Source organism: Yoonia sp. (assembly GCF_017854565.1).
Lineage (GTDB): Bacteria > Pseudomonadota > Alphaproteobacteria > Rhodobacterales > Rhodobacteraceae > Yoonia.
On sequence record NZ_JAFMHJ010000001.1, the window covers coordinates 56,422 to 82,059 of the forward strand.

Genomic DNA, 25,638 nt, shown 5'->3' on the forward strand with positions numbered 1-25,638 from the left:
ATGCAAACCCACACCGCCAAGCGCGTCGAAATCGTGATCGAAGCCCCGCTGGAGCGCCGCCTGACAGATGCGCTGACCAAGGCTGGCGTCACCGGATACACCGTCTTGCCCGTCTTGGGCGGTTCAGGCCGGTCCGGCCAATGGACCCGCGAAGGCCAGGTGGGCCGCGCGGGTATGGTATCAGTGGTTTGCCTGATCAAGCCCGAACGCTTGGACGGTCTGTTGGATGCCGCATTTACGGTTGTCGAAAAACATATCGGCGTGGTCAGCATCAGCGATGCGCAGGTGTTGCGCGCCGAACGGTTCTAGCCACCCCAACCATCCGACTGCATCTCGCGCAAGCGGCTGGCCGTGCGTTCAAATTCAAACGTGCCTTCACCCTCAAGATACAACATTTCAGGTGTCGCAGCTGCCGTACAAATCAGTTGCACCCTGGCCTCGTACAGCGCGTCGATCAATGTAACGAACCGCTTGGCCTCGTTGAAATTGTTGCGCGACAGGGCCGGCACATCCTCGAGTATCAAAACACGCACAGCGTCGGCCAGCGCCAGATAGTCGGCAGCGCCCAACGGCATACCGCAAAGATCAAAGAATTTGGCGCGCGCCACACCATTATGATAGTCTGGCAGCGTAACCTGCCGCCCCTTCACATGCAAAATCAAAGGCGCCGAATGCCCACCGCTCAGGTCATGCCAGATTTGCGCAATCGCGGTGCGGGCTGCGGCATCAATTGGGGTAAAATAGGTCGGTGTGCCAGCCAGGCGGTCCTGGCGATAATCGGTGTCACTGGTCAGTTCATGCACGACCATATGGTGCTTGAGCAGTGCGATGAACGGCGTGAAAAGCTGGCGATTCAACCCATTCTTATACAGATCATCGGGCAGCCTGTTGGACGTGGTCACCACAACGACACCCGCCGCAAACAGCGCCTCGAACAACCGCCCCACGATCATCGCATCGGTGATATCGCTGATCTGCATCTCGTCAAAGGCCAGAAACCGCACCTCGCCCGCCAGCTTTGCAGCGACCGGCGCAATGGCATCATCGACACCGCGCTTGCGCGCCTGCGTCATCTCGGCATGGACCCACTGCATAAAGGCATGAAAATGGCGCCGTTGTTTGGGGGCATCGACATGTTCATAAAGCAAGTCCATCAGCATGGATTTGCCGCGCCCGACGCCGCCCCACATATATAGACCGGGAATCGGCGGCGGGGCCTTGCGAAACAGGCCCCCGCGCTTGACCGGCTCGGCCAGTGCGGCGCGCACACGCTCAAGCTCGGGCAGGACCGCAACCTGCGCCTCATCACGTGTCAGCGTGCCAGCCGCAAGCGCGGCGTTATAAGCATCTTGCATTGTCATCGCGATTGGATAGCGCGCGCGCGCCAGATTGAAAAGCAACGCATCGCGCTTTCGACAATTGACAATCCTCATGCGCAAAAGCCAAGTGCATGGATGAAAAGCCAAGCCCCCCTTATCACGCCGGTCCTGATTGCAGGCTGCATTATCATCATGACGGGCTTTGCGATCCGGGCGTCCTTTGGGGTTTTCCAAATCCCCATCGCAACGGAATTCGGCTGGTTGCGGTCCGATTTCAGTCTGGCGATTGCAATCCAGAATCTGGCTTGGGGCATCGGGCAACCGATCTTCGGCGCGATCGCCGAGAAAATTGGCGACCGCAAGGCGATCATCGCCGGTGCGCTTTTCTATGCCGCCGGGCTATTGCTTTCATCCGGTGCAACCACGCCGGAGGCACACCAATTCTACGAAATATTGGTGGGCTTTGGCATCGCAGGCACCGGGTTTGGCGTTATCCTCGCCGTTGTCGGGCGGGCCGCATCGCACGAAAACCGCTCTATGGCACTGGCGATTGCCACCGCCGCAGGGTCCGCAGGCCAAGTGTTTGGCGCACCGCTCGCGGCCTACCTGCTTAGCTTTATGACATGGCAAATGACGTTTGTGGCCTTTGCCGGCCTTATCCTGACGACACTTCTGGTCCTGCCCATGATGCGCAGCCCGGTCACCGCCTCAAAGGCAGCACTTGACGAAAGCATGCGTACGATCCTCGTGCGCGCTTTCAAAGACCCGTCCTACATGTTGATCTTTCTGGGCTTCTTCTCGTGCGGCTATCAGCTCGGCTTCATCACGGCGCATTTTCCGGCAATGGTGACCGAAATGTGCGGGCCAATCAGCCCGACCAGCGCGCTGTCAGGCATGGGAATAACGACCACCAGCGCGCTTGGGGCCGTTGCCATCTCTTTGATCGGGCTGGCGAACATCGGTGGCACGCTTCTCGCCGGATGGGCCGGAAAACATTACCCCAAGAAATACCTGCTGGCCGGGATCTACATGGGACGCACCATTGTGGCTGCTGCGTTCATCCTGACGCCGATGACACCCGCAACAGTTCTGCTGTTCTCTGTTGGCATGGGCAGTCTGTGGCTGGCGACTGTGCCGCTGACAACCGGTCTTGTCGCGCACCTTTATGGGCTGCGCTATATGGGCACGCTTTATGGCATCGTGTTCTTTTCCCATCAACTCGGGTCATTCATGGGCGTCTGGCTGGGCGGGCGGCTCTACGATATCTACGGCACCTATACCCATGTCTGGTGGGTTGGCGTCGGGGTCGGGGCGTTCAGCGCGATCGTACACCTGCCCATCCGCGAAAATCAGCGCCGTGCCGCGACGGCCTAGCAAAACAGTTCGCCGCTCATCGATCCGATGACCATTACCGTGGTCTTGGTCTACACGTACGGCCTGTTTTACCGGACAACGCGGTCGTGGGTTGCGTGTTTGGATTGGCCGCCCTTGGCGCCATGTCATCGCCCATCCCGGTGGCAGACGGCGACGCCGACCGGCCTGATCAATCCCGCAAAGCCGCGCGTATGGCCGCGATCAGCTCGGCACTGTGCGTATAGGGCAATGCATGGTCTGCACCGGGCACGACCTCTTGCCGGGCGGCGCGATTCCACTGGGCGAGCAACCCAAGCGATTCGATCGGGATAACCTGATCCCGCTCTGCCCAAATTGCAACGACAGGCACATCGTCGCGGCCCAACTTGCGGTGCTCGCTTTCTTGCCGCTCTGCCAGAATCCCCCGCCGACTGGACAGGACCGCAGGCAAAAACCCGCGCCTGTGCAATTCGTGGCGCTGTGCCATAAAAACCCTGCTGACCTCTGGTCGGCGTGCCCGCGCAGGGATCGTCTTAAGAATACGTCGACGGGCAAACAGACCGTGCACCCAATCCCCCAAGACAGGCGTGCGGCGGCAAAATCCGGAAAATCGGCTTTCTTGCATCACCACACCTGCACCGGCCAGCATGATCACACGTTTGATGCGGTGCGGGTTTTGTGCCGCAAACGCGGTCGCTATTGCAGCCCCCATCGAATAACCAACCAGCGTTATCTCTTCGATCAAGTTCTGGTGCGCCAGCAAATCGGACAGTTGGCGCAAAAAGAAGGCCCTGTCTTGCAACCCAAGCGGCGCATCCGACAGGCCACGCCCATAAAGATCATACACCAGCACGCGATACCCCAACGCGCCCAACCCCTCGGCCAGCTCGTCCATGCCGACAGACGGCGTGGTCAACCCGTGAATAACAACCGCCGCTGGCCCCCGCGCGGGACCAACCCAGCGATAATGGGTCAGCCCCTGCGATAGTTGGGCAAAGTCACCGTCCGCACCATGCCGCTGCGATGTGCCAATTGTGGGTCGCAGCCGCTCAATCAGAAACGGCGCCATCGCAACGATGCCGATCAACGCAATGGCAAGTATCCAAACATACCACATAAACGCAAAATTCCTTTTCCGGCCGGCATTCAATTGACAGTGCGAAACATCCGCCTAGCGCGCGTGCCACGCGGCAAGAATGTAGCGACTGGTCATCAGATCAAGGTGGGCACCACCACCATTCTTGAAAACTGTGATATCGTCATCACTGCAGCGCTTGAACGCATCTAGTTCATAATAGTCTGCAATAATGTCTTCTTCGCCAATCGCCCCAGCCGCAATCGGAATCTTCAGCTCGCCGATATGGCCGATTGTGGTGGCCCGGCTGTCCACGAATATACGGGATTTTTGCAATGCCGCATCATCGACCTCGCGCATGTCAGGCCGGTAGGCGCCGATCAGATCAATATGCTGGCCGGGTCGCAGCCACGCACCTTTCACCAACGGGGTAGTCGACATGGTCGCGCATGTGACGATATCGGCGGACCGCACCGCGGCCTCAAGATCATCGGCGATCGCCACATCGCGGTTGGCGTCCTGAAACGCGCGCGCGCCCTCAGGTGACCGGTTCCAAATCGTAAACCGCGCGTCTGGAAAAGCGGCGGCATAGGCGTCGCGCAACGACTGGCCCACGGTGCCGGCCCCCACGATCAAGATGTCGCGGCTATCTGGTCGCGCCAATCGGGTCGCGGCCAGCAGACTGTCGCCCGCCGTCTTCCACTTGGTCACAAGATGAAAGTCCAGAATTGCCTCCAGCGTTCCATCCTGACCCGAAAACAGATTGACCGCCCCACCAATGGCAGGCTTGCCCAGCGCCTTGTTTCCCGGAAAAATTGTCGCGCATTTCACCGCAAGCCCCATACCCGCAATCCAGGCAGAGCGGTTCAAAAGGGTATTCGCGCCTTCATATAAAAACACATCAGCCACATCAGCCTTGGGATACTTATGCCCCTCGGCCAACGCTTTGGTCAGCGCGAGCCAGTCAAGGTTCGCCTCGCCCTCGGCAAAGGGGATCGTCACAGTCATTCGGCCGCCTCCCTACTTAATACGCCAGCAGCAACCAGCCGATCAGCCCAGCCATGGGACCCGTCGAACAAATGCGTCTGCCAGCCCCGCGCAGCTGCTACGTTGATATTATCAACGCGGTCATCGGTGAACAACAATGTCGCGGGGTCCAACCCGCAATCCTGCTCGACCATTTCATATATCTGCGCTTCTGGCTTTATCACCCTCATGTGCCCCGAGATGTAGCGCCGGTCGAACTCGCCCAAGAACGGATAAACCGGTTCGGCGATTTCAAACGTCTGAATGCCAAAATTGGTCAGCGCAAAGACCGAGACATCCGCAGCCCGCAAGGCCCGCAGCAACCGGACGGAATGATCAATGGCCGGGGCTGCCATATCAATCCACCGGTCATGCCACATCAGCACCTCATCATGCCAATCGGGGTTCGCTTCGGCGGCGGCGCGGATCGTGTCGTGAAAATTGCCGCCACGGTCAACCACGTCATTGATGCCATGCAGATCAATCGCCGCAAACATCGCGCGGCGGCGGTCAGCGCCAATGACGCTGTCGTAAAACCGCTCTGGCTGCCATTCAATCAGCACATTGCCGATGTCAAAGATCACGGCGTTCACATTTGGCATCATCGCTCCCTACCGAGTGTCGCGCTCACATTAGCGGCGCAGCGGGCGCTGTAAACCGGGTGACCCGACTTGCGCCTCGCGCCAGACCGAAAACAGCCCCGCCCCAAGGATTAGCACCATCCCGGCATAGTCGGAAAACTGCGGGTATTCGCCAAAAATCATGACGCCCCACATCACCGCCATCGGCAGCGCGAGATATTCAAAAGGTGCGACGTATGATGCCTCGGTCACGCGGTAGGCCTGACTGATCAGAAAACCGCCAATGCCGATCCCTATGCCGATCAACACAAAAATCGGATAATCTGCCGGCAAAGGCCAGCTCCAGGCGCGCAGTAGAAACTCCATCGACGGATCCGCCTGATCACCAAAGCGCCCGTCCCCCACGACAAGCCCCATGGCCACGCAGACGATGATGAACGTGATCTGGATATAAAACGCCATCGTCGCGGCGGATTCCGTGGGGCCGATCCGGCGGGTAATAATATGAATTCCCGCATAGAAAAAAGCCGCCGCCAATGGGAACAGCGACGCCAACTGAAACGCCGCAGTGCCCGGCCGCATCATGACCAGCACGCCGACAAACCCTATCGCAATCGCCGACCAACGCCGCAGGCCGACAGTTTCACCCAGAAAAATCACCGAAAAGATCGTGATCACCAGCGGTGTAACAAAGAAAATCGCCACCGCATCGGCCAAGTCCATCGCCGCAAGCCCCAGAAAAAACGTCATGTTCGCGAAAACGACGCAAAGCCCCCGCAACATATGCATCCGCAACCGTTTGGTTCGGGCAATGGCCCAGCCGCTGGTCAACGGCGCAATCAGCCCAAGGATCACCACCAGCCCGATCACCGATCGGATCAGCACCACCTGATGCAGCGCATATCCACCGCTCAGAAATTTGATCGCCATGTCATTTGTCGAAAAGAAGATGACGGAAATCGCGGCGCATAGCGCGCCCAGCGTGGCCGGTGGCATATTGGCGATACGTATCATGTCGCCCTGCTTCGCAGCAGGTTGGCGATCTGTCTATCCCTTTTGCGACGCGGCTGCCCGCACCGCACGTTCCAAGCCATCCAGAAAACGGGCGCGGTCGGCCTTGCTAAACGGCTTACCCCCGCCTTGCCGGAACGGATCGGCGGCGCGCATATCCGCCATCAGATCACGGGTGGCCAGCACGTTCCCGATATTGGCTTGGGTCAGCGGCTCTCCATTGTGCTTCAGCACCAGCGCGCCGTTTTCGATACAGCGCGCCGCCAGCGGGATATCGCCCGTAATCACGACGTCGCCCACTGTCACGCGGTCCGCAATCCACATATCGGCCACGTCCGGCCCATCGGGAACGACAACCGTTTCGACCAACGGGTTTTGCGACGGACGAATCCCCCCGTTCGACACAACGAACATCCGCAATTTATGACGCGTGCCGACACGTTCTACCTCGGCCTTGACCGGGCACGCATCCGCATCGACGTATATCATGCGTAAAGCGCCTCTGCGTGGAAGGCGACGTGGTCTTCCATGAAGGTCGAGATAAAGAAATACGAATGATCATAGCCCTTTTGCAGGCGGACCGTGCCTTCTTGGCGGCGCACCGCAATCGCCCGTGCCATATGCTCCGTGCCCAGCAGATCGCCAAACTGATCAGCCGTGCCCGTGTCGATCAGCACCGGCCCATCAAACCCCTGCCCGTGCATCAGCAAGGTCGCATCATACGGCGCCCAGGTTATCTCATCCGCGCCAAGATAGGCCGTGAACTGCTTGCGGCCCCAATCGCTGTGGGTCGGATGGCAGATCGGCGCGAATGCCGAAACGGACGCAAACCGCCCCGGCAAGGACATCGCCAACGTCAGCGCGCCATGGCCGCCCATGGAATGGCCAGTGATCGCCTGCCGGGCCATATCAAGCGGGAAATGATCGCCCAGCAACGTCGGCAATTCCGTCGCAAGATAATCCCACATCTGGAAATGCGGCCGCCATGGGTCCTGCGTCGCGTTGACATAAAATCCGGCACCCTGACCCAAATCATATGCGTCGTCATTCGCCACACCGTCGCCGCGCGGCGATGTATCGGGGAACACCAGCGCAATCCCCTGTTCGGCAGCCCATGCCTGTGCGCCCGCCTTGTTCATGGCATTCTCATGGGTACAGGTCAGGCCCGACAGAAACCACAGCACGGGCACCGGGCCAAGGGCGGCCTCCTCTGGCAGGAAAACCGCGAATGTCATCTCACAGTTACAGCTGACCGACGTGTGGGAATAAACCCCTTGCGTGCCACCAAAACAACGGTTCTCAGATATGGTTTTCATGCTGGTCCCTTTCAATTGTCCTAGAGCTACCGCACCCTCACAGGGTTGTCACCCATGCGATAACCAATGATACCGTCACGATACTTGCCGCAGTCGACAGCAAAATCGCGGCCGACACACGGGCCGGAGCGACCGCATAATGTTGCGCAATCATGAACACGTTGCCCGCCACAGGAAGCGATGCTGCCGCAATCATGACACCCGCAGGATACGGATCGACGTTAAAGATCACCAAGGCAGCAACCGCGACGGCCATCGGATGCAGCACCAGCTTGCACAGGCTCAACCACCCGGCGACCCCCACTCTTTCGGCTGATTTCGTGGCCAGCGACGCACCAATTGCGAACAACGCTCCGGGTGTCGCGGCACCGCCCAACAGGGTCATGAATTCGTTGATCGGCACTGGCACGGGAATGTTGTTTGCGGACACCGCCAGCCCCAGAGCAATGGATACGATCATCGGGTTTTTGACCAAACCAAGCGCTACCGTAAATGGCACCTGCCAATTCATACCGCCGCCGCGCGACCCGGTGATCAAAATCACGATCAGACTGCCGAACACCATCAAATCGACGGCCAACACCATCATGACCGGGCCAATCGCGGCCTCTCCCAACAGCAACACCAACATCGGGATGCCCAAAAACCCGACGTTGCCGATCACGGCGCATTGCGCCTCGACTGCCGCCTCGGCCACCGATAACCGGCGGCGCATGGCAACCAAAGTCGCAAGGACATAGATCACGGACGTGCCGCTGACATAGGCCAGCACGAACGGCCAATCCAGAATATCACCCAAGCTCAGGTTCGCCGAAAACCGAAACAGCATCGCCGACAAGGCAAAGTAAAAGACGAACTTCGTCAAAAACGCCGTCGCCTCGGGCGTGAAGAACCGGGTCCGGCCAGCGCCGTAACCCAGCCCGATCAGCATGAAAAACGGCAGCGTTTTCAGAAAGATATCCAACATCGCCTAGTCAAACGTGCCAGTTGCGCGGGCCATCAGGACAAACGCGCGGGCCGTGCGCGTTTCTGCCATGGCCAAAAGATCAGTATCAGTTGCGTCCGCTTCGAACGACGCAACCATGCGGTCAAAGCAACGTAGAAAATGATGCACAACATCGCGGAAAATCGTGTCCTCACGCATTCTCGCACCTGCCAGCGCCAGTGCGGCACCATCGCGGATCAGACCCAGCCCCATCACGGCGTGCCCCCGCTCGCCCTTGGCAAAGCGGCGCCAGACATCCGCAGACACAGGGTCGGGGCGCAGGTCATCCATATAAATCCCGTCTTGTGACAGCAGCGTCAGCACATCCTGACTGGCTTGGACCAATTTGCGCGCATTGCGATCCTTCAGCGCGCGTCGCAACGCCGCGAAACCTTCGGCGTCGTTTTCATCTTCGGGAAAGTTTACGGCGCGGATCATATCGGCGCGCGACAGCGGCGGCGCGCTGTCTTGTGGTGCAGGGTCCAGCGCAAGCGTTGGCTGATCGCCTTGTGTTTGCGGTGCGGGCTGCGGCGTTATCAGCCTTGAAACCTCGCGACGCGATGCAAACCGCGTCGGCGCAGGCTCAGACGCTTGTTCGCCCGTCAACAAAGCTTCTGATTTGGGCGCACGATCAGCCAGATACATCCGGCGCATCGCATCAACGGCGGCCTGCATGCGTTGGGATTCCACACGCAGAATCCGCGCAGACCGGGCCGCCACAGCAGCCACACCGATCAATCCGACGGGCATAAAGATCGCCATCAGCATCACGACCAAACGCAGGCCGTCAAATGGCGCACCCGGCTCTGCCACCGGCGGCACCAGCCAAAAAAATGCGCCCAACCCCGCGACCCAGCTTAGCGCCAGCGCAACGGCAATCACGTCGATCCCGGTCAGACCTTCGGCTCCGCTCGTCTGCTCGCTACCATCTTGCCGCGCCATACCATGCGCACCTTCTACTTGAATGTAATTTTCAGAATCTCGTAGCTGCGCACACCACCCGGCGTGCGCACTTCAACACTGTCGCCTTCGTCCTTGCCAATCAGGGCACGCGAAAGCGGCGATTTCATGTTCAGCTTGCCGCGCTCGATATCGGCCTCGTATTCGCCGACAATCTGATAGGTCTTTTCGTCATCGGTATCTTCGTCGAGCAATTCCACAGTCGCGCCAAATTTGATCGTACCCGACAGCTTTTTAGGGTCGATCACGTCAGCCAATGAAATCACGCCTTCCAGCTCTTTCACACGGCCTTCGATGAACGACTGCTTTTCCTTGGCCGAATGATATTCCGCGTTCTCGGACAAATCGCCGTGCTCGCGCGCCTCTGAAATAGCGCGGATAATCGCCGGTCGTTCAACCGATTTCAGATGCTTCAGCTCTGCGTCAAGCTTGTCAAACCCGGCGCGGGTCAGTGGGATCTTATCCATCGTGCTTTCCCTCCGGGGACGAAATATATCAATCGAACGTTCATAGCCTATGTGGGCATGTCAAAGTCAAGTGCCCGCCGCGCTTCACTGTCGCGGCAGACCGATTTGACGTCGTGTCTTGATTGCCCCTTTATACGCCTTCAGCTAACCTTTGCTGCAACCGAATAAAAGGGCCGCCGCCCGCCCGACCAAAGGAATTATTGATGACACAGATTGAACGCGAAGCAATGGAATATGATGTCGTCATCGTGGGTGCCGGTCCAGCGGGTCTGTCGGCGGCGATCCGCCTGAAGCAGCTTGATTCAGATCTCAATGTCGTCGTTCTTGAAAAAGGGTCAGAAGTTGGTGCGCATATCCTGTCGGGCGCGGTGCTGGACCCGATCGGCCTGAACACGCTGATCCCCGATTGGAAACAGAAAGGCGCGCCAATTACCGTGCCCGTGAAACAAGACAATTTCTACATGTTGGGCGCGGCAGGCCAGATGCGCATCCCCAATTTCGTGATGCCCCCCCTGATGAGCAATCACGGCAACTATATCGTTTCGATGGGGAATGTCTGCCGCTGGATGGCCGGACAAGCCGAAGAAATGGGGGTCGAGATTTTCCCCGGCATGTCCTGTTCAGAACTGGTTTATGGCGAAGACGGAGCAGTCAAAGGCGTCGTTGCTGGCGAGTTTGGCAAGAACACCGACGGCACCCCCGGCCCGAACTACGAACCTGGAATGGAACTGCACGGCAAGTACGTTTTCCTATCCGAAGGCGTGCGCGGATCGTTGTCCAAACAGGTCATCGCCAAGTACGATCTGGGCGCCGGTCATGATGTTCAGAAATACGGTCTGGGCATGAAGGAAATCTGGGAAATCGACCCCGAAAAGCACAAGGAAGGCACCGTGACCCACACAATGGGCTGGCCGCTGGAAAGTAATGCAGGTGGCGGGTCTTTCATCTACCACCTAGATAATAATCAGGTTTACGTCGGCTTTGTGGTCCACCTGAACTATAAAAACCCCTACGTTTTTCCCTACATGGAATTCCAGCGGTTCAAGCATCACCCGATGGTTGCCGAACTTCTCAAGGGCGGCAAACGCGTCGCTTACGGGGCCCGCGCCATTTCCGAAGGCGGCCTGCAATCAATGCCACAGCTCGCGTTTCCCGGCGGCGCCTTGTTGGGCTGTTCGGCGGGTATGGTCAACGTACCCCGCATCAAGGGCAACCATAACGCAATGCTGTCGGGCATCGCCGCCGCCAACGCGGCGGTAGATGCCATAAAGGCGGGCCGCAGTGGCGATCTGCTTGATGGTTACGATGCGGCAGTGCGCAAGGGGCCAATCGGTGATGACCTGAAAAAAGTCCGCAATGTCAAACCCTTGTGGTCAAAGTATGGGCTGACAGCCTCACTGGCGATCGGTGGTTTGGACATGTGGATGAACACCTTTGGCATCGGCGTTCTGGGCACCCTCAGCCACGGCAAAACAGACGCGGCGGCGACGGAACCGGCGGACAAGCACCAAAAAATAGACTACCCCAAGCCGGACGGGACGCTGTCGTTTGATCGGTTGACGAATGTATCATTCAGCTTCACCAACCACGAAGAAAACCAGCCTGCGCATCTGCATCTGATTGATCCAGACGTACCGGTCAGCGTGAATTTGGCAAAATATGCCGGTCCTTCGGCGCGTTACTGCCCTGCAGGCGTATATGAGTTTGTCGAAGAGGCCGGCAAAGACACCCGCTTTGTCATCAACTTCCAAAACTGCGTGCATTGCAAAACCTGCGACATCAAGGACCCGAGCCAGAACATCAGATGGACGGTCCCACAGGGTGGCGATGGGCCGAACTATCCGAATATGTGATCTGCAGGCACGGCAGCCGCACGCCGTCAGGTGGGTTTCAACCTACCTTGTTGAAAAATCAGGCATATTGGCTACGCCAGTCGTTTATCCGGTCGACAAGGGCCTGTGCCTGTTCGTAGGTTGGCAGTTCGCCATGTTGCGTCAGCGGCAGTGCGAGCGGTTCAGAGGTATCGGTAAATGTCCATACCATGGCTCCGACCCCGCCATCTATATCAGAGGTGACAGCAATGTCAGAGAGACGGGACAAGGCATAGGTTTCTGTCTGTGCCGCACGCCAGCCCCGTCTGTGGATTTCGATCCGATCACTTTCTGCATTCAGACGAACAGTGACCCATTCGACGCAATAAACTAAGGCCGCACCCAGGATCAAAAATAGCGCGAAGGTCATAGCTGAAGCCAGCCACTCACCGATGGAAATCGCGTGTCCCGTCAAAGCCAGAAAGCCCAACGTCATACCGGCCAGAAAAATGATCGCAACGCGCGGGCGTGACTGAAGAACCAAGGAATCCGGGCTGCTGGATATGACCTTCATAGAATTCACCTTGCCGTTTTCCGCCTTTGCAGAGACTCTTGTGCAGTGTCCTGCGCGTTGCAATGATTGGTGCGCGTGTCGGCTGACAGACATACCCGACACGCACGCATCTACCGCAGCACATAACCGTTCGGCCACTTCAGGGTGTAGTCCAAACGAACCTCTTGCTTGGTCCCGGCAGGCACACGCAGGTCCCATTCAAGAATACCGCGCCGCCCGTCAGGATCGGTCCGGGTGACGGGTGGAACCGCAGCTACAGTGACTTGCAGATCATCCTGTTCGGAATACGGCACCGCGTCGCGCAACAGCACGTCCCAATCCTGCCCAGTCAGATTTTCTACCTCGATGATTGCGGCCTCTTTCAACTGGTTCGCGCTTGAAAACACGCCAACATCGCCTTCGGTCCGGTTCGGCACAACGCGGGTCAGACGCAGGCCATCCAGCGGGCCAAAGCCCATCTGCGTGTCCGCTCCGGCAGCCAACAACGGCAGCGCTGCAAATCCGATCATCGTGCCGTCGGTATAGATCAGCGCCTGACCCGGCAGCAGGATTTCCTGCGTCGTGTTGGTAAACTCTGCCACGCGATAGGCAATTGGATCACGGCTGGGCGCGGCCTCGGCCCACAGGCGCGCATCGAAATCCAATGTATCAAGCGGCAGCCGCAAATCATCCACGCCGTTGCGAATATCGACAGTACCGGGGTAGCTGTAGGTTACCGTCGCACCGCTGAAATCAGCCGTCACCTTGATCGCGGCACCCTCTGCCATCACCGCCGGCGCCTCCGTAACTGACCGCTGGAGAGTGCCGACCGCTTGGTCAAACACCTCCGCATCGCGCCGCTGCTCAAGGTCATCTTTGGAAATGATCCGCCGGGGATAGGCCACAACCTCGCTCGGCGCGATCTGCTCCTCCGGGCGGGCCGTCGACAGGATCAGGTTAACGTCCAGCCAGTCCTGCCCCGTCACCTGACTGACCACGACAGAGCGTTCCACCGCAAGCCTGGGCGCATCCCCCGTCGTCAACCGCACATCATAGACCGGCGTCCAAGTGGCAAAGCCTTCAATCGTGCTAACCGTGATGGTCACATCCTGCGCGGTCGCCGCATCAAGGGTAAAGGTCAGGACAGAACCATCACTTTCGGGCGCCAACAGCGCATCAAGCGCCTGCTGCGCATCCGCCAACGCATCCGCATCGTCCTGCCGCGCACGTTCGGCGGCAAGGGCGTCTTGTTCCGCAGCAAAGGCGTCTTGCCGGACGCGCAGGGTTTCACTGCCGACCATCTGGGCCAGTGCCTGAATATCGGCAATCGTGCTGCTGGTCAGGGTTTCGCCCGCGCTGGCCTGCGACAGGCTTTGCAAGAAAACAATCTGGTCATCGGCGGCCTGCACCCGCAACCGCATTTCGGCAATGGACACGTCGCGCTGGCGCAGAACCTCTTGCAGACGCTCGACTTCGGCCTTGGCCGCTTGAATGGCGGGCGATGTCTGATCAGGCGTGACGGGCAACCGGTCAAAGGCCAGATTGACGGCCCCAATCTGCACCCCACCCGGCGCAACAACACGCAACCCCTGCGGATCAAGGTGGCGCGGCAAACCCGGCACAACGATATCATGACGGCCCGCCGGGACGCGCAGCACGATATCACGGCTGACAGTCGCCTGACCGGGATAGATGGTTACAGTATCGACACGGGCCTGACCCGTGATCGTATCTGCAAGGGCGGGCGTGCCCAGCGCAATCAGGCTGGCGGTCAATATGGGACGGTACATATGGGCTCTCCTGCAAATGTCGCTCATCAAGTCATACACCTTTGACCCACGATGGACCATTGCTTTGCGGGCATGCATACTCTTTCGTGACCGTCCGCGATGGCCTGATCTGTTCCGCACGGATTGTGTCAGCCCGCCCAAGGATGCCAGCACCGCACCCCCAAACCCGTAACCTCAGCTTGTCCTGCCAGGCACATGGGATCGAATCTGCAACAAAGCCACAAAAAAAAGAGGGCCATCAAGGCCCAGCCCCTGACGCTAAATTTTGAAAAAACATTTCTGTTGGCCGCATTGTGGCAAACATTACCTTCGACACCTCGCTTAACCCTCAATTGAACGGAGGAAGAATTTGTCGTAAGCGGCGGCCGCGGCCCACTTATTTTTCAGTTGCGTTTGGTCGATCGCGTGAAGCTGAGGTCTATTGGTAGCCCGTCAGGGGCTACGAGACGATCCCCTGACGAGCCATCTGGCCGCTGGGCGTAGGCCCATGGCACCAACGCGTCGATGTCCTTGTCGAGATGGCCGTTGGCGAGCCTGATGAAGATATCGCGCAGATAGGCATAGGGCTCGACACCGTTCATCTTACAGGAGCCGATCAGACTGGCGAAGCGGGCCCAATTACGACGGCCCCCATCGTGTCCCGCAAAAAGTGCGTTTCGACGGTTCATGGCTGGGCTGCAGATGGCATTTTCGACCAAATTGGAACCGATGTCGACGCGGCCATTGTCAAGGAAGAGCCGGAAGCCTTCTTCCCGGCGCAACATATTCGCCATGGCCTCCCCGAGTTCTGACTTGCGTGAGACGCGCGCAGCCTGGGCTGCCAGCCAAGTCAAGAATGCATCGACCAAGGGGCGGGACGGGCTCTGGCGGGCGGCCCGGCGCTGATCAGGATCCGAACCACGGATTTCAGCTTCAATCTTGTAAAGTGCTGCGATGCGCAACAGCGCCTCGTCCACGATGGGCGAGCCCTTCTTGGGCTTGGCCTTGATCAGTTTGCGCCGCCCGTGTGCCCGGCAGAACGCCAGCCGCAATGGATCGCCGCCCGTGCGCTTTAGCGTGGCAAAATGAGTATAGGCGCCGTAAGCATCAACTTGGATCGTGCCGTTGAAGCCGTGCAATATTTCGGCGGCATATTCCCCTTTGCGCCCGGGATCCCGCACGGGGGCCGTGGTCTCATCAACATAAAGCCGTGTGCTGTCCGTCATCAGCCGTTTGGCCAGGTGGTCGACCACGGGGGCGATCAACGCGCCGGTCCGACCCATCCAGTCGGCCAGCACCGAGCGGTCGATCAGCACCCCGAGCCGGGCCATGACCACGGCTTGCCGGTTCAGCGGCATGTGTTCGGAATGTTTAGAGACGGCGATCTGCGCCAGAAGCGCCTCTGTCGGCCAGCTTGCCTCCAGCAGGTGCGCCGGTGCCTTCGCCTGCACCACCCCCCCCCCGCGCACCCCTTGGGGCAGGCGTATTTCGGGCGGACAGAGACGATCACTTGATAGCTTGCCGGGATGTAATCCAGCCGTTCGCTCCGGTCCTCGCCGATGCGGACCATGTCGCCACAGCCACAAGGGCAGGCAATGCGGTCTGGCTTAGTCACACGCTCAATGCGCGGCGGGCTTTGCGTGTCTTGCGCAGAGCCTTCTTCTCAGGATCGGTGGCGCTAGCTGCCAGTCTTTCTTCGACGGCCTCGATTTGGGCCTGCGTTTCGGCAATCGCAGTCTCCAGGTCCTCCAATGCCAACTCCAGTTGCGCGGGGTCCAGCCTCTCGGATTTCGGCCCGAACTTGGTGCGCCGACAATCCTGAACCTGGCCTTCCAGCTTCTCGATCAGCGCTTTCAGCTCGCTGATGAATGCCTCTTTCTCGGCGACCAAGGCCTGCTCGTGCTGGCGGGCTGCGCGCTCGACAGAGGCCTCAAATTTTGTATGCTCCAGCGCCTTCTGCTGCGCCGAGAAAGCTTGCACCACCTCGGGCGGCAGGTCTGGAAACTGGTTGAGAACGAAGGGCTGCGACATGAGCTTTCATACCAAATAGCAGCAGGAAGGCCCAATAAAACAACGCCAGAAACAACCAGGTCAGTTATCCTGCCGCAGTCGGCGTCAGCACCCGCTGCGCCATGACACGACGCCAATCCAGCCCCTCGAACAAAGCCTCAAACTGCGCCCGCGACAGCCGCATCGTTCCATCCTGAACCTTCGGCCAGGCAAAGCTACCCTGCTCCAGAACCTTACAAGTCAGCACCAGACCCGTTCCATCCCAAACCAGGATCTTCAGCCTGTCGCCACGCTTGGAACGGCACACAACTGTCACACCGGAATGCGGATCAAGCTTCAGTTCAGTCTGCACGATCAGCGCCAACGCATTGTGACCAGAACGGAAGTCCACCCGCTGCCCGGCAGCGCATGCTTGCATGCGCGAGAGGGGGCTTTGTCGCGGTGAGGATTGGCAGACGTTGTCCGGCAATAACCACGATGCACCCCGCAGTGCCAGCACCAGGGCGGCCGCGCTTTCATTCCCGATCCGTGCAGCGCGTCCATCAACTGCTCGGGCAGAGCCAGATGACCTTGCCGCGCATGACGGCGCCAATCCGACAAATGATGAGGCAGGATGTCGTAGCGCGCCGCGACGTCCACGACCCGGGCACCGGGCTGCAGGCTTTCAGCCACGATACGCGCATTCACATCATCCGGCCAATGCCGCTTGCCGCGCCGTCGAGGTTCCACGACCTCGCACCGCCCCACAAAACCCTCGCCAATGACTTTGGAGGGATTTGTCAACATTTAGTGTCAGGGGCTGGCCCACAGGCCCCCCCTTTTTCAGATAACCAATCGGGTCACCCTTTTTTCAGGCACTCGCGCCCCAGCGTTTCTGCGATCTGGACCGCATTCAGGGCCGCCCCTTTGCGCAGGTTGTCCGACACGCACCACAGGTTGATCCCATTGTCGATCGTGCTGTCCTGACGGATGCGGCTGATAAAGGTTGCATAGTCACCGACACATTCGACAGGCGTGACATAGCCGCCATCTTCGCGCTTATCTATCACCATGATACCCGGTGATTCACGCAGGATGTCGCGGGCCTCTGCTTCGTCCAGATGCTCTTCAAACTCAATATTGATCGCCTCGGCATGGCCGACAAAGACCGGCACACGCACACATGTGGCCGTCACCTTGATTTTAGAATCAAGAATCTTCTTGGTCTCGGCAACCATTTTCCATTCTTCTTTGGTGGTGCCGTCTTCCAGAAAGACATCAATGTGCGGGATCACGTTAAACGCAATCTGCTTGGTAAACTTGGTGGGCGGCTTGCTGTCGGTCGGATTGTAGATGCTTTTGGTCTGGTTCCACAACTCGTCCATGCCTTCCTTGCCGGCACCCGATACCGACTGGTAGGTGCTGACAACGACGCGCTTGATCCCGGCACGGTCATGCAGCGGCTTGAGCGCGACAACCATCTGCGCAGTCGAACAATTCGGGTTCGCGATGATGTTCTTCTTGGAATAGCCATGAATTGCACCCGCGTTCACTTCCGGCACAATCAACGGCACATCTGGATCATAGCGATACAGCGAAGAGTTATCGATCACGACACAGCCCGCCTTGGCCGCTAGCGGCGCATATTTCTTGGTGGCATCAGAGCCGACCGCGAACAGGGCCATGTCCCAACCCGTAAAATCAAAGGTATCAAGGTCCTTGGTCTTCAGGGTTCTATCGCCAAAGCTGACCTCGGTTCCCAGCGATTTACGGCTGGCAAGTACGGCCAGTTCATCGACCGGAAAAGTCCGCTCGTGAAGGATATTCAGCATTTCACGACCCACGTTGCCCGTGGCACCGACAACGACGATTCTGTAGCCCATTGGTTGGCTCCTTGATTGCAACAGGGGCCTATTACAGTGCTGCGGCAGCAAGGGAAAGGGGGTGGTGCAGCAACACCCGCAACCGACCACCTGTAAATCCCGCTAGACACTTTGCACCGCCGCGATAGGGTGACTGCATGACATCAATATCTCCGCCTCTTCGCGATCCTGCCCCACGCGGACTTTGCACCGATTGCGGCGTGTCACGGATGGCCGATGCATCCGCTTGCGGAAAGGCTTGCCAGTTTATCAAACCCGATTATCCGCAGCTCGAAACACAGGTACACGGTCGGACGGCGACCACCGATGGCGACGAGGCATTCTTTGGCGTGACAGGTGCGATGTACCGCGCGGCGCTCACGCCCGCCCGCCAAGGCGCGCAATGGACCGGGCTTACGACCCGGCTGGCGGAAAGGTTGCTAGAAACCGGCCAGATAGACGCCGTTCTGGCGGTGGTCCCAGATGACGCCGACCGCTGGCGCCCGCAACCGGCCCTGATCACGGACCCCGCCGATATGGCCAAGGCCCGAGGCATGCGGATGGGCTATGCCCCATTGCTGGCGCTGCTTGAACCGGCACGGGCTGCGGGCCATCGCCGGATCGCCGTCATCGGCATTCCCTGCCAGATTTATGCCCTGCGCGCGCTCGAACGGAAACTCGATTTTGATCGCATCTACGTGATCGGCACGCCGTGTTCCGACAACACGACGACGGAAAATTTTCACGGATTTCTGGCGCGGCTGACCGATGCGCCCGACACGGTCACCTATCTGGAATTCCGGGCTGATTATCACGTCGAACTGCGGTTCCAGAACGGCACGACCCGATTAATCCCCTTTCTCAAGCTGCCCATCTCTGATCTGCCACCCGATTTCTTTCCGGTGACCTGCCGGACATGTGTGGATTACACCAACCGCCTCGCCGATATTACCGTGGGCTACATGGCCGGAGAGGGGGATCAGTGGCTGATCGTGCGCAACGCGCGGGGTCAGGAAATGCTGGACGGGCTTGGCGCTGAAGTGCGGCTGAATACCCCCGCGTCCCATGGCAAACGGGCCGGCCCGGTGAAAGGCTTCATCGCCAACACCCGGCTTGCCGCCGGGGGTCTGCCGCTGCGCCGCATGCCGGATTTCATGCGTGGGATCATGGGCTGGCTGATGCCCAGAATTGGGCCGCGTGGCTTGGAATTTGCCCGTGCCCGGGTCGAGATGAAAGCAGCGGAAACCATCCTGCATCTGCGGCGCGAAGCGCCCGCCAAGATCAAGAACATGGTGCCCGATCACGTGTGGAATCTTGCCGCACCCTACGGTCTGGAACCCGAAGGCGACGAACGCCACCGTGCGGACGGCCAAAATAACTAAAAATTTTGGCCCGCAGAACTATTTTCTGGAAAATCCTTCACCCTACCACCGCGTCGAAACCGGCAGGGCGGTGGTTTGCAGAACCGTCCGCAGCGCAAACGATGATTGCATCTGCGCCACACCCGGCAGCGTCGCTAGATAGCGCCGGTGGATACGCGCAAAATCCTCGGTATCGCCGGCAACGACCTTGAGTAGGTAATCTGCCGTGCCCGCCATCAAATGACACTCCAACACATCAGGCACACGGGCCACCGCACGCTCGAACGCATCCAGAACCTCATCGGCCTGACCGCTGAGCGTGATCTCGACGAAAACTGTCGTAGGAAGCCCAACCTTGCGCGGATCCACCAGGGCGACATAATCCCGAATATAGCCGTCTTTTTCCAACCGCTGCACCCGGCGATGACAAGCCGAAGCAGACAGGTTGGCCACTTCGGACAACTCCGCGTTGGACATGCGCCCTTTGCGTTGCAGAACCTCAAGGATTCGCTGATCAATACTGTCGATTTCCACGTGACGCAAAATCCTTCGAACATTTGTGACTTGTGCGCACGATATTACCAAACTTATAGCAAACAGCCAATGAAAACTCCATGCAATTGCGTGATCATGGGCAGACGTTGCACCTAGGAATAAAAAAGGGGAGGCAACTCACATGCACATCGGATGTCCGAAAGAGATCAAACCGCAGGAATTTCGCGTCGGCCTGACACCAAATGCCGTCCACGAGGCCACGAACCATGGTCACAAAGTGACGATTGAGACCAATGCGGGCATTGGCGCGGGCTTCACGGACGAAGATTACATTGCCGCCGGGGCCGCCATTGCCGAAACCGCAGCAGAGATATTTGCAGCAGCTGATATGATCGTAAAAGTGAAAGAACCACAGCCAATCGAGCGAAAAATGCTGCGGGAAGGTCAGATTTTGTTCACCTACCTGCACCTCGCTCCCGATCCTGCACAGACCAAAGACCTGATGGAATCCGGTGCAACCTGCATCGCCTATGAAACAGTGACCGATGATCGCGGCGGTCTGCCACTGCTGGCCCCAATGTCCGAAGTGGCAGGTCGGCTTGCCCCACAGGTTGGCGCATGGACCCTGCAAAAGGCCAATGGCGGGCGCGGTGTTCTGATGGGCGGCGTACCCGGCGTCGGTCCCGCCAAGGTGTTGGTGATTGGCGGCGGTGTCGTCGGCACCCACGCCGCCAAAATCGCGGCAGGTATGGGCGCTGATGTGACCGTCCTTGATCGCTCACTGCCGCGCCTGCGGTATCTCGATGATGTCTTTGGCGGCACCTTCAAGAACAGCTATGCCTCTGCCGGCAACACCATTGATCTGGCCCGTCAGGCTGACATGATCATCGGCGCGGTTCTGATCCCCGGCGCCGCAGCACCCAAGCTGATCAGCCGCGCGCAGCTGTCCGAACTCAAGCCCGGCGCGGCACTGGTTGACGTGGCGATTGACCAGGGCGGTTGCTTTGAGACCTCCAAGGCAACCACCCATCAGGACCCGATCTATGACATCGACGGGATCATGCACTACTGCGTGGCCAACATGCCCGGTGCCGTCGCCCGGACATCAACCATCGCACTGGGCAATGCGACGATGCCGTTCATGCTGGCCCTCGCGACCAAGGGCTGGAAAACAGCCTGCGCAGACGACCCGCATCTGCTGAACGGCCTGAACGTCCATGCCGGAAAGCTGACGTATGCGGCCGTCGGCAAGGCGCTTGGGATCAGCGTGATCAGCCCCCTCGACGCTCTGACCATCTGACAAAATAAAGGCTCGCCAAACTGGCGAGCCTTTACCCGGCCAAGCGGCAAATTACTTCTTCATCGCATCGCGGATCTCGGCCAAAAGCTCTTCCACTGATGGCCCCTTGGGTGCCACGAGCGCTGGTGCCACTTCTGGACCCTTCAGCTTGTTCACCGCTTTGACCAGCACAAACACAACAAACGCAATGATCAAAAAGTTGATCGCGGCTGTGATGAAGTTGCCGATCATGAACTGGGCATCGCCGATGCCAAAGCTGACACCGCCAAAGTCGACGCCGCCGACGATCAAACCAATCAACGGCTGAATAAGGTCATTTACCAGGCTGGTCACAATGGCCGTAAAGGCCGCGCCGATGATGATACCAACGGCCAAGTCCATTACGTTGCCCTTGGCGATAAAGTCTTTGAATTCTTTGATCATGTGTACGTCCCCATTCATGTGTTTTCAGGCGCGCAGATCTGATGCCTGCTGCGCAACTGCGCACATCCATACCGAAATTCACCAACATAACCATGACTTTTATTCGCGCCCAAACGCGTTACTTGTCTTCCAATACATTTCATAAAGGACCGTCCCCCATGCCCGACCTCTCCTCATTTGCGATCACACAGCGCTGGCCCGCTACAGACACGTCGGTCATTCAACTGTATTCATACCCCACGCCAAACGGTGTGAAGGTGTCCATCGCCCTCGAGGAAATGGGGCTACCCTACGAGCCGCATCTGGTGACCCTGAAAGATGAGGATGTAAAAAGCGACGCGTTCCTGTCGCTGAACCCCAACAACAAAATTCCCGCGATCATTGACCCCAACGGACCAGACGGGCCGCTGGGCATCTTTGAAAGTGGCGCAATCCTGCTATATTTGGCCGAAAAGACCGGAAAGTTCATTGGCACAACGGCCAGCGACAAGGCCGGAATCACCCAATGGCTGATGTTTCAGATGGGCGGGCTTGGGCCTATGTTGGGGCAAATGGGGTTCTTTTACAAATTCGCGGGCAAAGACATCGCCGATGAACGGCCCCGCGAACGCTACCGCGACGAAGCGATCCGCCTGCTGACCGTCGTGGATAACCACCTTGAAGGCCGTGACTGGATCGTTGGCGACTATTCCATCGCAGATATGGCAATCGCGCCATGGATCAATGCGTTGGAATTCTATGGCACCAAAGATGTTGTCGGCTATCACGACTTTAAAAATGTGCCCGCATATGTTGATCGGTTCTTTACCCGGCCCGCCGTGGAAAAGGCGCGGCACATCCCCGACCCATCGTAAGTTGGGATTTACCCCGAAACGGGTAACACGCCATCCAGCACATATCGCAGGATTTCAACCACCTGTCCCGGCTCTTGCACAACAGCAAGGGCCGCGGCGTCCACCTCTTTCAGCGCGTGCTGATGATCGGTGCCATGCATCACGATCAGGGACTTGCCAAGGGCGGCGGCATAGCCCGCATCGAAGGCAGCGTTCCACTGCTTGTATTTCTCACCGAACCGGACAACGACCACATCGGCATTTTCAATCCCATGACGGGTCCTGATCGCGTTGAGCCGGGCGCCTTTGTTGTCATGCCAAAACTTATCCGGCTCCGCCCCCATGATCGCGACACCGCAATCGTCCGATGCCGCATGGTCCGTCACGGGGCCCGTGAACGCAACATCCATGCCTGTCGCCTCGGCGATAATCTGGTCACGCCAATCGGTATGAATTTCACCGGAAAGATAGATGTTAAGGGTCATTGGCCTTGATCCTTTCACGTCGCCGCTATTGCGTCGAAACATAGTCGCTTTCCGCCCGGTGACCAGCCAATTCCAAAGACGGTAGCCGCACGTCCGGCAGTTCGCTTGCGCGCCACGACATAGCGAAATCGCTGGATGATCGCCCGTTCCAGTATCTCATCCGTAAATCGCCGCCCCTTTTGTCCCAGCACATTTGACAACAATCGGATGCAGCCCCTTGGACGACCTGAAAGAAATCGTGCTTTCCCCAGCACGATGCACGGCTCTTAGCCGCGCAAAATGCCGCCCGTCGCTTTCGTTACCTTTTCGACGATCCTGGCGCTGACCGCCTCGATGTCGGCATCTTTCAGCGTCGCCTCGGTCGGTTGCAACCGCACGGTCACAGCAAGCGACTTTTTGCCCTCGCCCAGCGACCCGCCGATGAATTCATCAAAGACCCGCACATCGGTGATCAGCGCCTTGTCCGCCCCGGCAGCGGCGTTGACCAGCGTCAGCGCCTCGACCTGTGAATCTACGACAAACGCAAAGTCACGCTCGACCGCTTGCAGATCAGTGGCAATCAGCGGCCCACGCGTGGTCGTCTTGTTTTTGGGCAAAGGCAACTCATCCGGCCAGATCGTAAATCCAACTGCAGGCCCCTTGATATCCATTTCGCGCAGGACCTTGGGGTGCAACTCACCAAAGACCGCCAACACCTTTTTCGGGCCAAGGCAGATTTTGCCGTGCCGCCCGGGGTGCCACCAATCGGCAGCGCCGCGCAGAATTTGCACCTTTGCAGGCGCACCCATCGCAGCCAGAACCGCCTCGACATCGGCCTTTGCATCATAGACATCAACAGGTCGCGACGTGCCATGGACATCTTTTGGACCCGTGCGCCCGATCAACACACCCGAGATCAGCGCATGCTGCTCGCCCGGCTCACCGCCATGGAAACCGGCACCAACCTCGAACAGCGCCATGTCCATGAACCCCCGCGCCTGATTGCGCGCGGCAGCACGCAACAGGCCCGGCAACAGGTTTGGACGCATATGGGACATTTCCGTTGAAATCGGGTTTTCCAACATCGTCGCGTCGTCACCGCCGCCAAACAGCGTCGCCGCCTCGCGATCGACAAAGCTGTAGGTCACACATTCGTTGTACCCCAGCACCGCAGCCGTCCGCTTCCCCGCTTGTTGGCGCACCTGGCCCATGGTCAGGATCGGCTTGGGCACACCTGCGGTCATGCGCGGCAACGGCTTGCCCTGCAATTTGGTCAACGATGCAATCCGCGCGACTTCCTCCACCAGATCGGCCTCGCCCTGCACATCGGGCCGCCAGGACGGCACATTGGCCATATCCCCCTCAAGCCGGAAACCCAGCGCAGTCAGCGTTTGACGCTGCGTGCTTTCGGGTATCTCCATGCCGACCAGCGAAATCACCCGCTTTGCATCCAGTTTATACGCACGCGCGGTATCCGGCACCCGCCCGGCTTGGATCAGCTTGGATGCCTCGCCGCCAGCATGATCCACGATCATCCGCACGGCATGTTCCAACCCGTCGGGCGTAAAGGCCGGATCAATCCCGCGCTCGAACCGATACCGCGCATCTGAATTAACCTTCAGCGCGCGACCCGCATAGGCGATCTGCACCGGGTCCCAATAGGCGCTTTCCACGAACACATTCACCGTGTCCAGAGTGCAGCCCGTATCGGCACCGCCCATGATCCCGGCGATGCTTTCGGGGCCATTGTCATCGGAAATCACCATCTGACCGGTCTGCAGCGTGTATACTTTGTCATCCAGCGCGGTCATCACCTCGCCTCCGGCGGCACGATGGACCCGCAGGTTGCCCGCAACCTTATCAGCGTCAAAGACATGCAGCGGACGGTTCAGATCGTAAGTGAACCAATTCGTCACATCGACCAGAAAACTGATCGGGCGCAACCCAATCGCACGCAGCTGCGTTTGCAGCCACGCGGGGCTTGGGCCATTCCGAACCCCCCGGATCAAACGACCACAGAAAATTGGGCATCCATCCAGCGTATCATCATCAATGGACACTTTCATATCTGCGGTGAATTCCGCTGGCACGACATCCACGTCACACGGCTTCAACGTGCCCAGCCCACGCGCTGCCAGATCACGGGCCACGCCGCGCACACCCAATGCATCAGGGCGGTTCGGTGTAATCGCGATCTCGATCACGGGATCAACGCGCGCCGGATCGTGGATCGACAGCCAATCGGAAAAGCTCTGACCCACCTCACCCTCGGGCAGTTCGATAATGCCGTCGTGTTCTTCCGACAGCTCCATCTCGCGCTCTGAACACATCATGCCAAAGCTTTCGATGCCACGAATCTTGCCCACGCCGATCGTCGTATCAATGCCGGGCACATAGGTGCCGGGGCTGGCAATCACGACAGTGATCCCCGCGCGCGCGTTGGGCGCACCACAGATGATCTGGGTCGGGCCGTCCTTTGTAGTGACCTGACACACCTGCAACTTATCCGCATCCGGATGCTTTTCTGCCGACTGCACATAGCCAATCGTGAAATCCGCCAACCGTTCAGCCGGATTTTCAATACCTTCGACCTCAAGCCCAAGATCGGTCAGGGCCTCGGCGATCTGGGCAACAGTGGCGTCAGTCTCAAGGTGGCGTTTCAGCCAGGAAAGCGTGAATTTCATC

General features: G+C 58.8%; 25 protein-coding genes and 1 pseudogene. 6 read left to right on the forward strand and 20 right to left on the reverse strand.

What is annotated here, in order from left to right:
* Window positions 1-309: a transcriptional regulator gene (locus tag QZ196_RS00295; protein WP_296422671.1), complete on the forward strand. Its 309-nt coding sequence runs from the start codon at window positions 1-3 to the stop codon at window positions 307-309.
* On the opposite strand, the gene zapE is transcribed toward QZ196_RS00295, so the two are convergent.
* A complete protein-coding gene (gene zapE, locus QZ196_RS00300) occupies window positions 306-1,361 on the reverse strand; it encodes a cell division protein ZapE (RefSeq protein WP_296422673.1) in 1,056 nt (351 codons plus the stop codon). The genes QZ196_RS00295 and zapE overlap by 4 nt on opposite strands.
* Before the next feature lie 93 nt (window positions 1,362-1,454).
* On the opposite strand from zapE, the gene QZ196_RS00305 reads away from it, so the two are divergent.
* Complete coding sequence (locus QZ196_RS00305) at window positions 1,455-2,693, forward strand: MFS transporter (protein ID WP_296422675.1); 1,239 nt, start codon at window positions 1,455-1,457, stop codon at window positions 2,691-2,693.
* Between the two features lie 169 nt (window positions 2,694-2,862).
* Here the strand turns inward: QZ196_RS00305 and QZ196_RS00310 are convergent, their stop codons facing one another.
* The 9 genes from QZ196_RS00310 to greA are packed head-to-tail and all read right to left on the reverse strand — an operon-like array spanning window position 2,863 to window position 10,093.
* Entirely contained in the window at window positions 2,863-3,789 is a 927-nt protein-coding gene (locus QZ196_RS00310; RefSeq protein WP_296422677.1) for an alpha/beta fold hydrolase, read from the reverse strand.
* 54 nt (window positions 3,790-3,843) lie between these two features.
* The gene (locus QZ196_RS00315) at window positions 3,844-4,755 is read right to left on the reverse strand and encodes an ornithine cyclodeaminase (protein WP_296422680.1); all 912 of its coding nucleotides are present in this window, start codon (window positions 4,753-4,755) and stop codon (window positions 3,844-3,846) included.
* Entirely contained in the window at window positions 4,752-5,375 is a 624-nt protein-coding gene (locus QZ196_RS00320) for an HAD family phosphatase (RefSeq protein WP_296422682.1), read from the reverse strand. The genes QZ196_RS00315 and QZ196_RS00320 overlap by 4 nt, the downstream gene beginning before the upstream one ends.
* Before the next feature lie 30 nt (window positions 5,376-5,405).
* Window positions 5,406-6,368, reverse strand: a complete 963-nt coding sequence (locus tag QZ196_RS00325; RefSeq protein ID WP_296422684.1) for a DMT family transporter — start codon at window positions 6,366-6,368, stop codon at window positions 5,406-5,408.
* 33 nt (window positions 6,369-6,401) lie between these two features.
* Complete coding sequence (locus QZ196_RS00330) at window positions 6,402-6,854, reverse strand: YaiI/YqxD family protein (RefSeq protein ID WP_296422686.1); 453 nt, start codon at window positions 6,852-6,854, stop codon at window positions 6,402-6,404.
* Window positions 6,851-7,681, reverse strand: a complete 831-nt coding sequence (gene fghA, locus QZ196_RS00335) for an S-formylglutathione hydrolase (RefSeq protein WP_296422688.1) — start codon at window positions 7,679-7,681, stop codon at window positions 6,851-6,853. The genes QZ196_RS00330 and fghA overlap by 4 nt, the downstream gene beginning before the upstream one ends.
* A gap of 37 nt (window positions 7,682-7,718) precedes the next feature.
* The gene (locus QZ196_RS00340; protein WP_296422690.1) at window positions 7,719-8,648 is read right to left on the reverse strand and encodes an AEC family transporter; all 930 of its coding nucleotides are present in this window, start codon (window positions 8,646-8,648) and stop codon (window positions 7,719-7,721) included.
* A 3-nt stretch (window positions 8,649-8,651) separates the two neighbouring features.
* Window positions 8,652-9,608, reverse strand: coding sequence for a hypothetical protein (locus tag QZ196_RS00345; RefSeq protein ID WP_296422692.1), 957 nt, complete (start codon window positions 9,606-9,608; stop codon window positions 8,652-8,654).
* A 14-nt stretch (window positions 9,609-9,622) separates the two neighbouring features.
* Window positions 9,623-10,093 (reverse strand): transcription elongation factor GreA, encoded by a 471-nt coding sequence (greA, locus tag QZ196_RS00350; RefSeq protein ID WP_296422695.1) that lies wholly within the window; start codon window positions 10,091-10,093, stop codon window positions 9,623-9,625.
* A 203-nt stretch (window positions 10,094-10,296) separates the two neighbouring features.
* On the opposite strand from greA, the gene QZ196_RS00355 reads away from it, so the two are divergent.
* Window positions 10,297-11,946, forward strand: a complete 1,650-nt coding sequence (locus tag QZ196_RS00355; RefSeq protein ID WP_296422697.1) for an electron transfer flavoprotein-ubiquinone oxidoreductase — start codon at window positions 10,297-10,299, stop codon at window positions 11,944-11,946.
* 58 nt (window positions 11,947-12,004) lie between these two features.
* On the opposite strand, the gene QZ196_RS00360 is transcribed toward QZ196_RS00355, so the two are convergent.
* From QZ196_RS00360 to QZ196_RS00385, 6 genes and pseudogenes are all read right to left on the reverse strand, one after another.
* Complete coding sequence (locus tag QZ196_RS00360; protein WP_296422699.1) at window positions 12,005-12,478, reverse strand: hypothetical protein; 474 nt, start codon at window positions 12,476-12,478, stop codon at window positions 12,005-12,007.
* Window positions 12,479-12,588: 110 nt separating this feature from the next.
* A complete protein-coding gene (locus QZ196_RS00365; RefSeq protein WP_296422701.1) occupies window positions 12,589-14,247 on the reverse strand; it encodes a DUF4139 domain-containing protein in 1,659 nt (552 codons plus the stop codon).
* Between the two features lie 476 nt (window positions 14,248-14,723).
* A pseudogene (locus QZ196_RS00370) lies at window positions 14,724-16,257 on the reverse strand (IS66 family transposase); the annotation flags it as partial.
* Between the two features lie 64 nt (window positions 16,258-16,321).
* Entirely contained in the window at window positions 16,322-16,627 is a 306-nt protein-coding gene (gene tnpB / locus QZ196_RS00375) for an IS66 family insertion sequence element accessory protein TnpB (protein WP_296422703.1), read from the reverse strand.
* Complete coding sequence (locus QZ196_RS00380) at window positions 16,591-17,022, reverse strand: transposase (protein ID WP_296422705.1); 432 nt, start codon at window positions 17,020-17,022, stop codon at window positions 16,591-16,593. The genes tnpB and QZ196_RS00380 overlap by 37 nt, the downstream gene beginning before the upstream one ends.
* A gap of 53 nt (window positions 17,023-17,075) precedes the next feature.
* Window positions 17,076-18,098 (reverse strand): aspartate-semialdehyde dehydrogenase, encoded by a 1,023-nt coding sequence (locus QZ196_RS00385; RefSeq protein WP_296422707.1) that lies wholly within the window; start codon window positions 18,096-18,098, stop codon window positions 17,076-17,078.
* A 137-nt stretch (window positions 18,099-18,235) separates the two neighbouring features.
* Between QZ196_RS00385 and QZ196_RS00390 the strand changes: the two genes are divergently transcribed.
* Complete coding sequence (locus tag QZ196_RS00390; protein WP_296422709.1) at window positions 18,236-19,459, forward strand: Coenzyme F420 hydrogenase/dehydrogenase, beta subunit C-terminal domain; 1,224 nt, start codon at window positions 18,236-18,238, stop codon at window positions 19,457-19,459.
* A 42-nt stretch (window positions 19,460-19,501) separates the two neighbouring features.
* Here the strand turns inward: QZ196_RS00390 and QZ196_RS00395 are convergent, their stop codons facing one another.
* Window positions 19,502-19,972, reverse strand: coding sequence for an Lrp/AsnC family transcriptional regulator (locus QZ196_RS00395; protein ID WP_296422711.1), 471 nt, complete (start codon window positions 19,970-19,972; stop codon window positions 19,502-19,504).
* A 142-nt stretch (window positions 19,973-20,114) separates the two neighbouring features.
* On the opposite strand from QZ196_RS00395, the gene ald reads away from it, so the two are divergent.
* Window positions 20,115-21,233 (forward strand): alanine dehydrogenase, encoded by a 1,119-nt coding sequence (ald, locus tag QZ196_RS00400; RefSeq protein WP_296422713.1) that lies wholly within the window; start codon window positions 20,115-20,117, stop codon window positions 21,231-21,233.
* Window positions 21,234-21,284: 51 nt separating this feature from the next.
* Here the strand turns inward: ald and mscL are convergent, their stop codons facing one another.
* Window positions 21,285-21,656, reverse strand: a complete 372-nt coding sequence (gene mscL / locus QZ196_RS00405; protein WP_296422715.1) for a large conductance mechanosensitive channel protein MscL — start codon at window positions 21,654-21,656, stop codon at window positions 21,285-21,287.
* Between the two features lie 158 nt (window positions 21,657-21,814).
* Here mscL and QZ196_RS00410 point away from each other — a divergent pair, with 158 nt between their 5' ends.
* Complete coding sequence (locus QZ196_RS00410; RefSeq protein WP_296422717.1) at window positions 21,815-22,510, forward strand: glutathione S-transferase N-terminal domain-containing protein; 696 nt, start codon at window positions 21,815-21,817, stop codon at window positions 22,508-22,510.
* Window positions 22,511-22,518: 8 nt separating this feature from the next.
* Here QZ196_RS00410 and QZ196_RS00415 read toward each other — a convergent pair whose 3' ends face one another.
* A complete protein-coding gene (locus QZ196_RS00415; RefSeq protein WP_296422718.1) occupies window positions 22,519-22,974 on the reverse strand; it encodes a YtoQ family protein in 456 nt (151 codons plus the stop codon).
* A gap of 266 nt (window positions 22,975-23,240) precedes the next feature.
* A complete protein-coding gene (gene pheT / locus QZ196_RS00420; protein ID WP_296422719.1) occupies window positions 23,241-25,637 on the reverse strand; it encodes a phenylalanine--tRNA ligase subunit beta in 2,397 nt (798 codons plus the stop codon).
* Window position 25,638 lies beyond the last annotated feature (1 nt).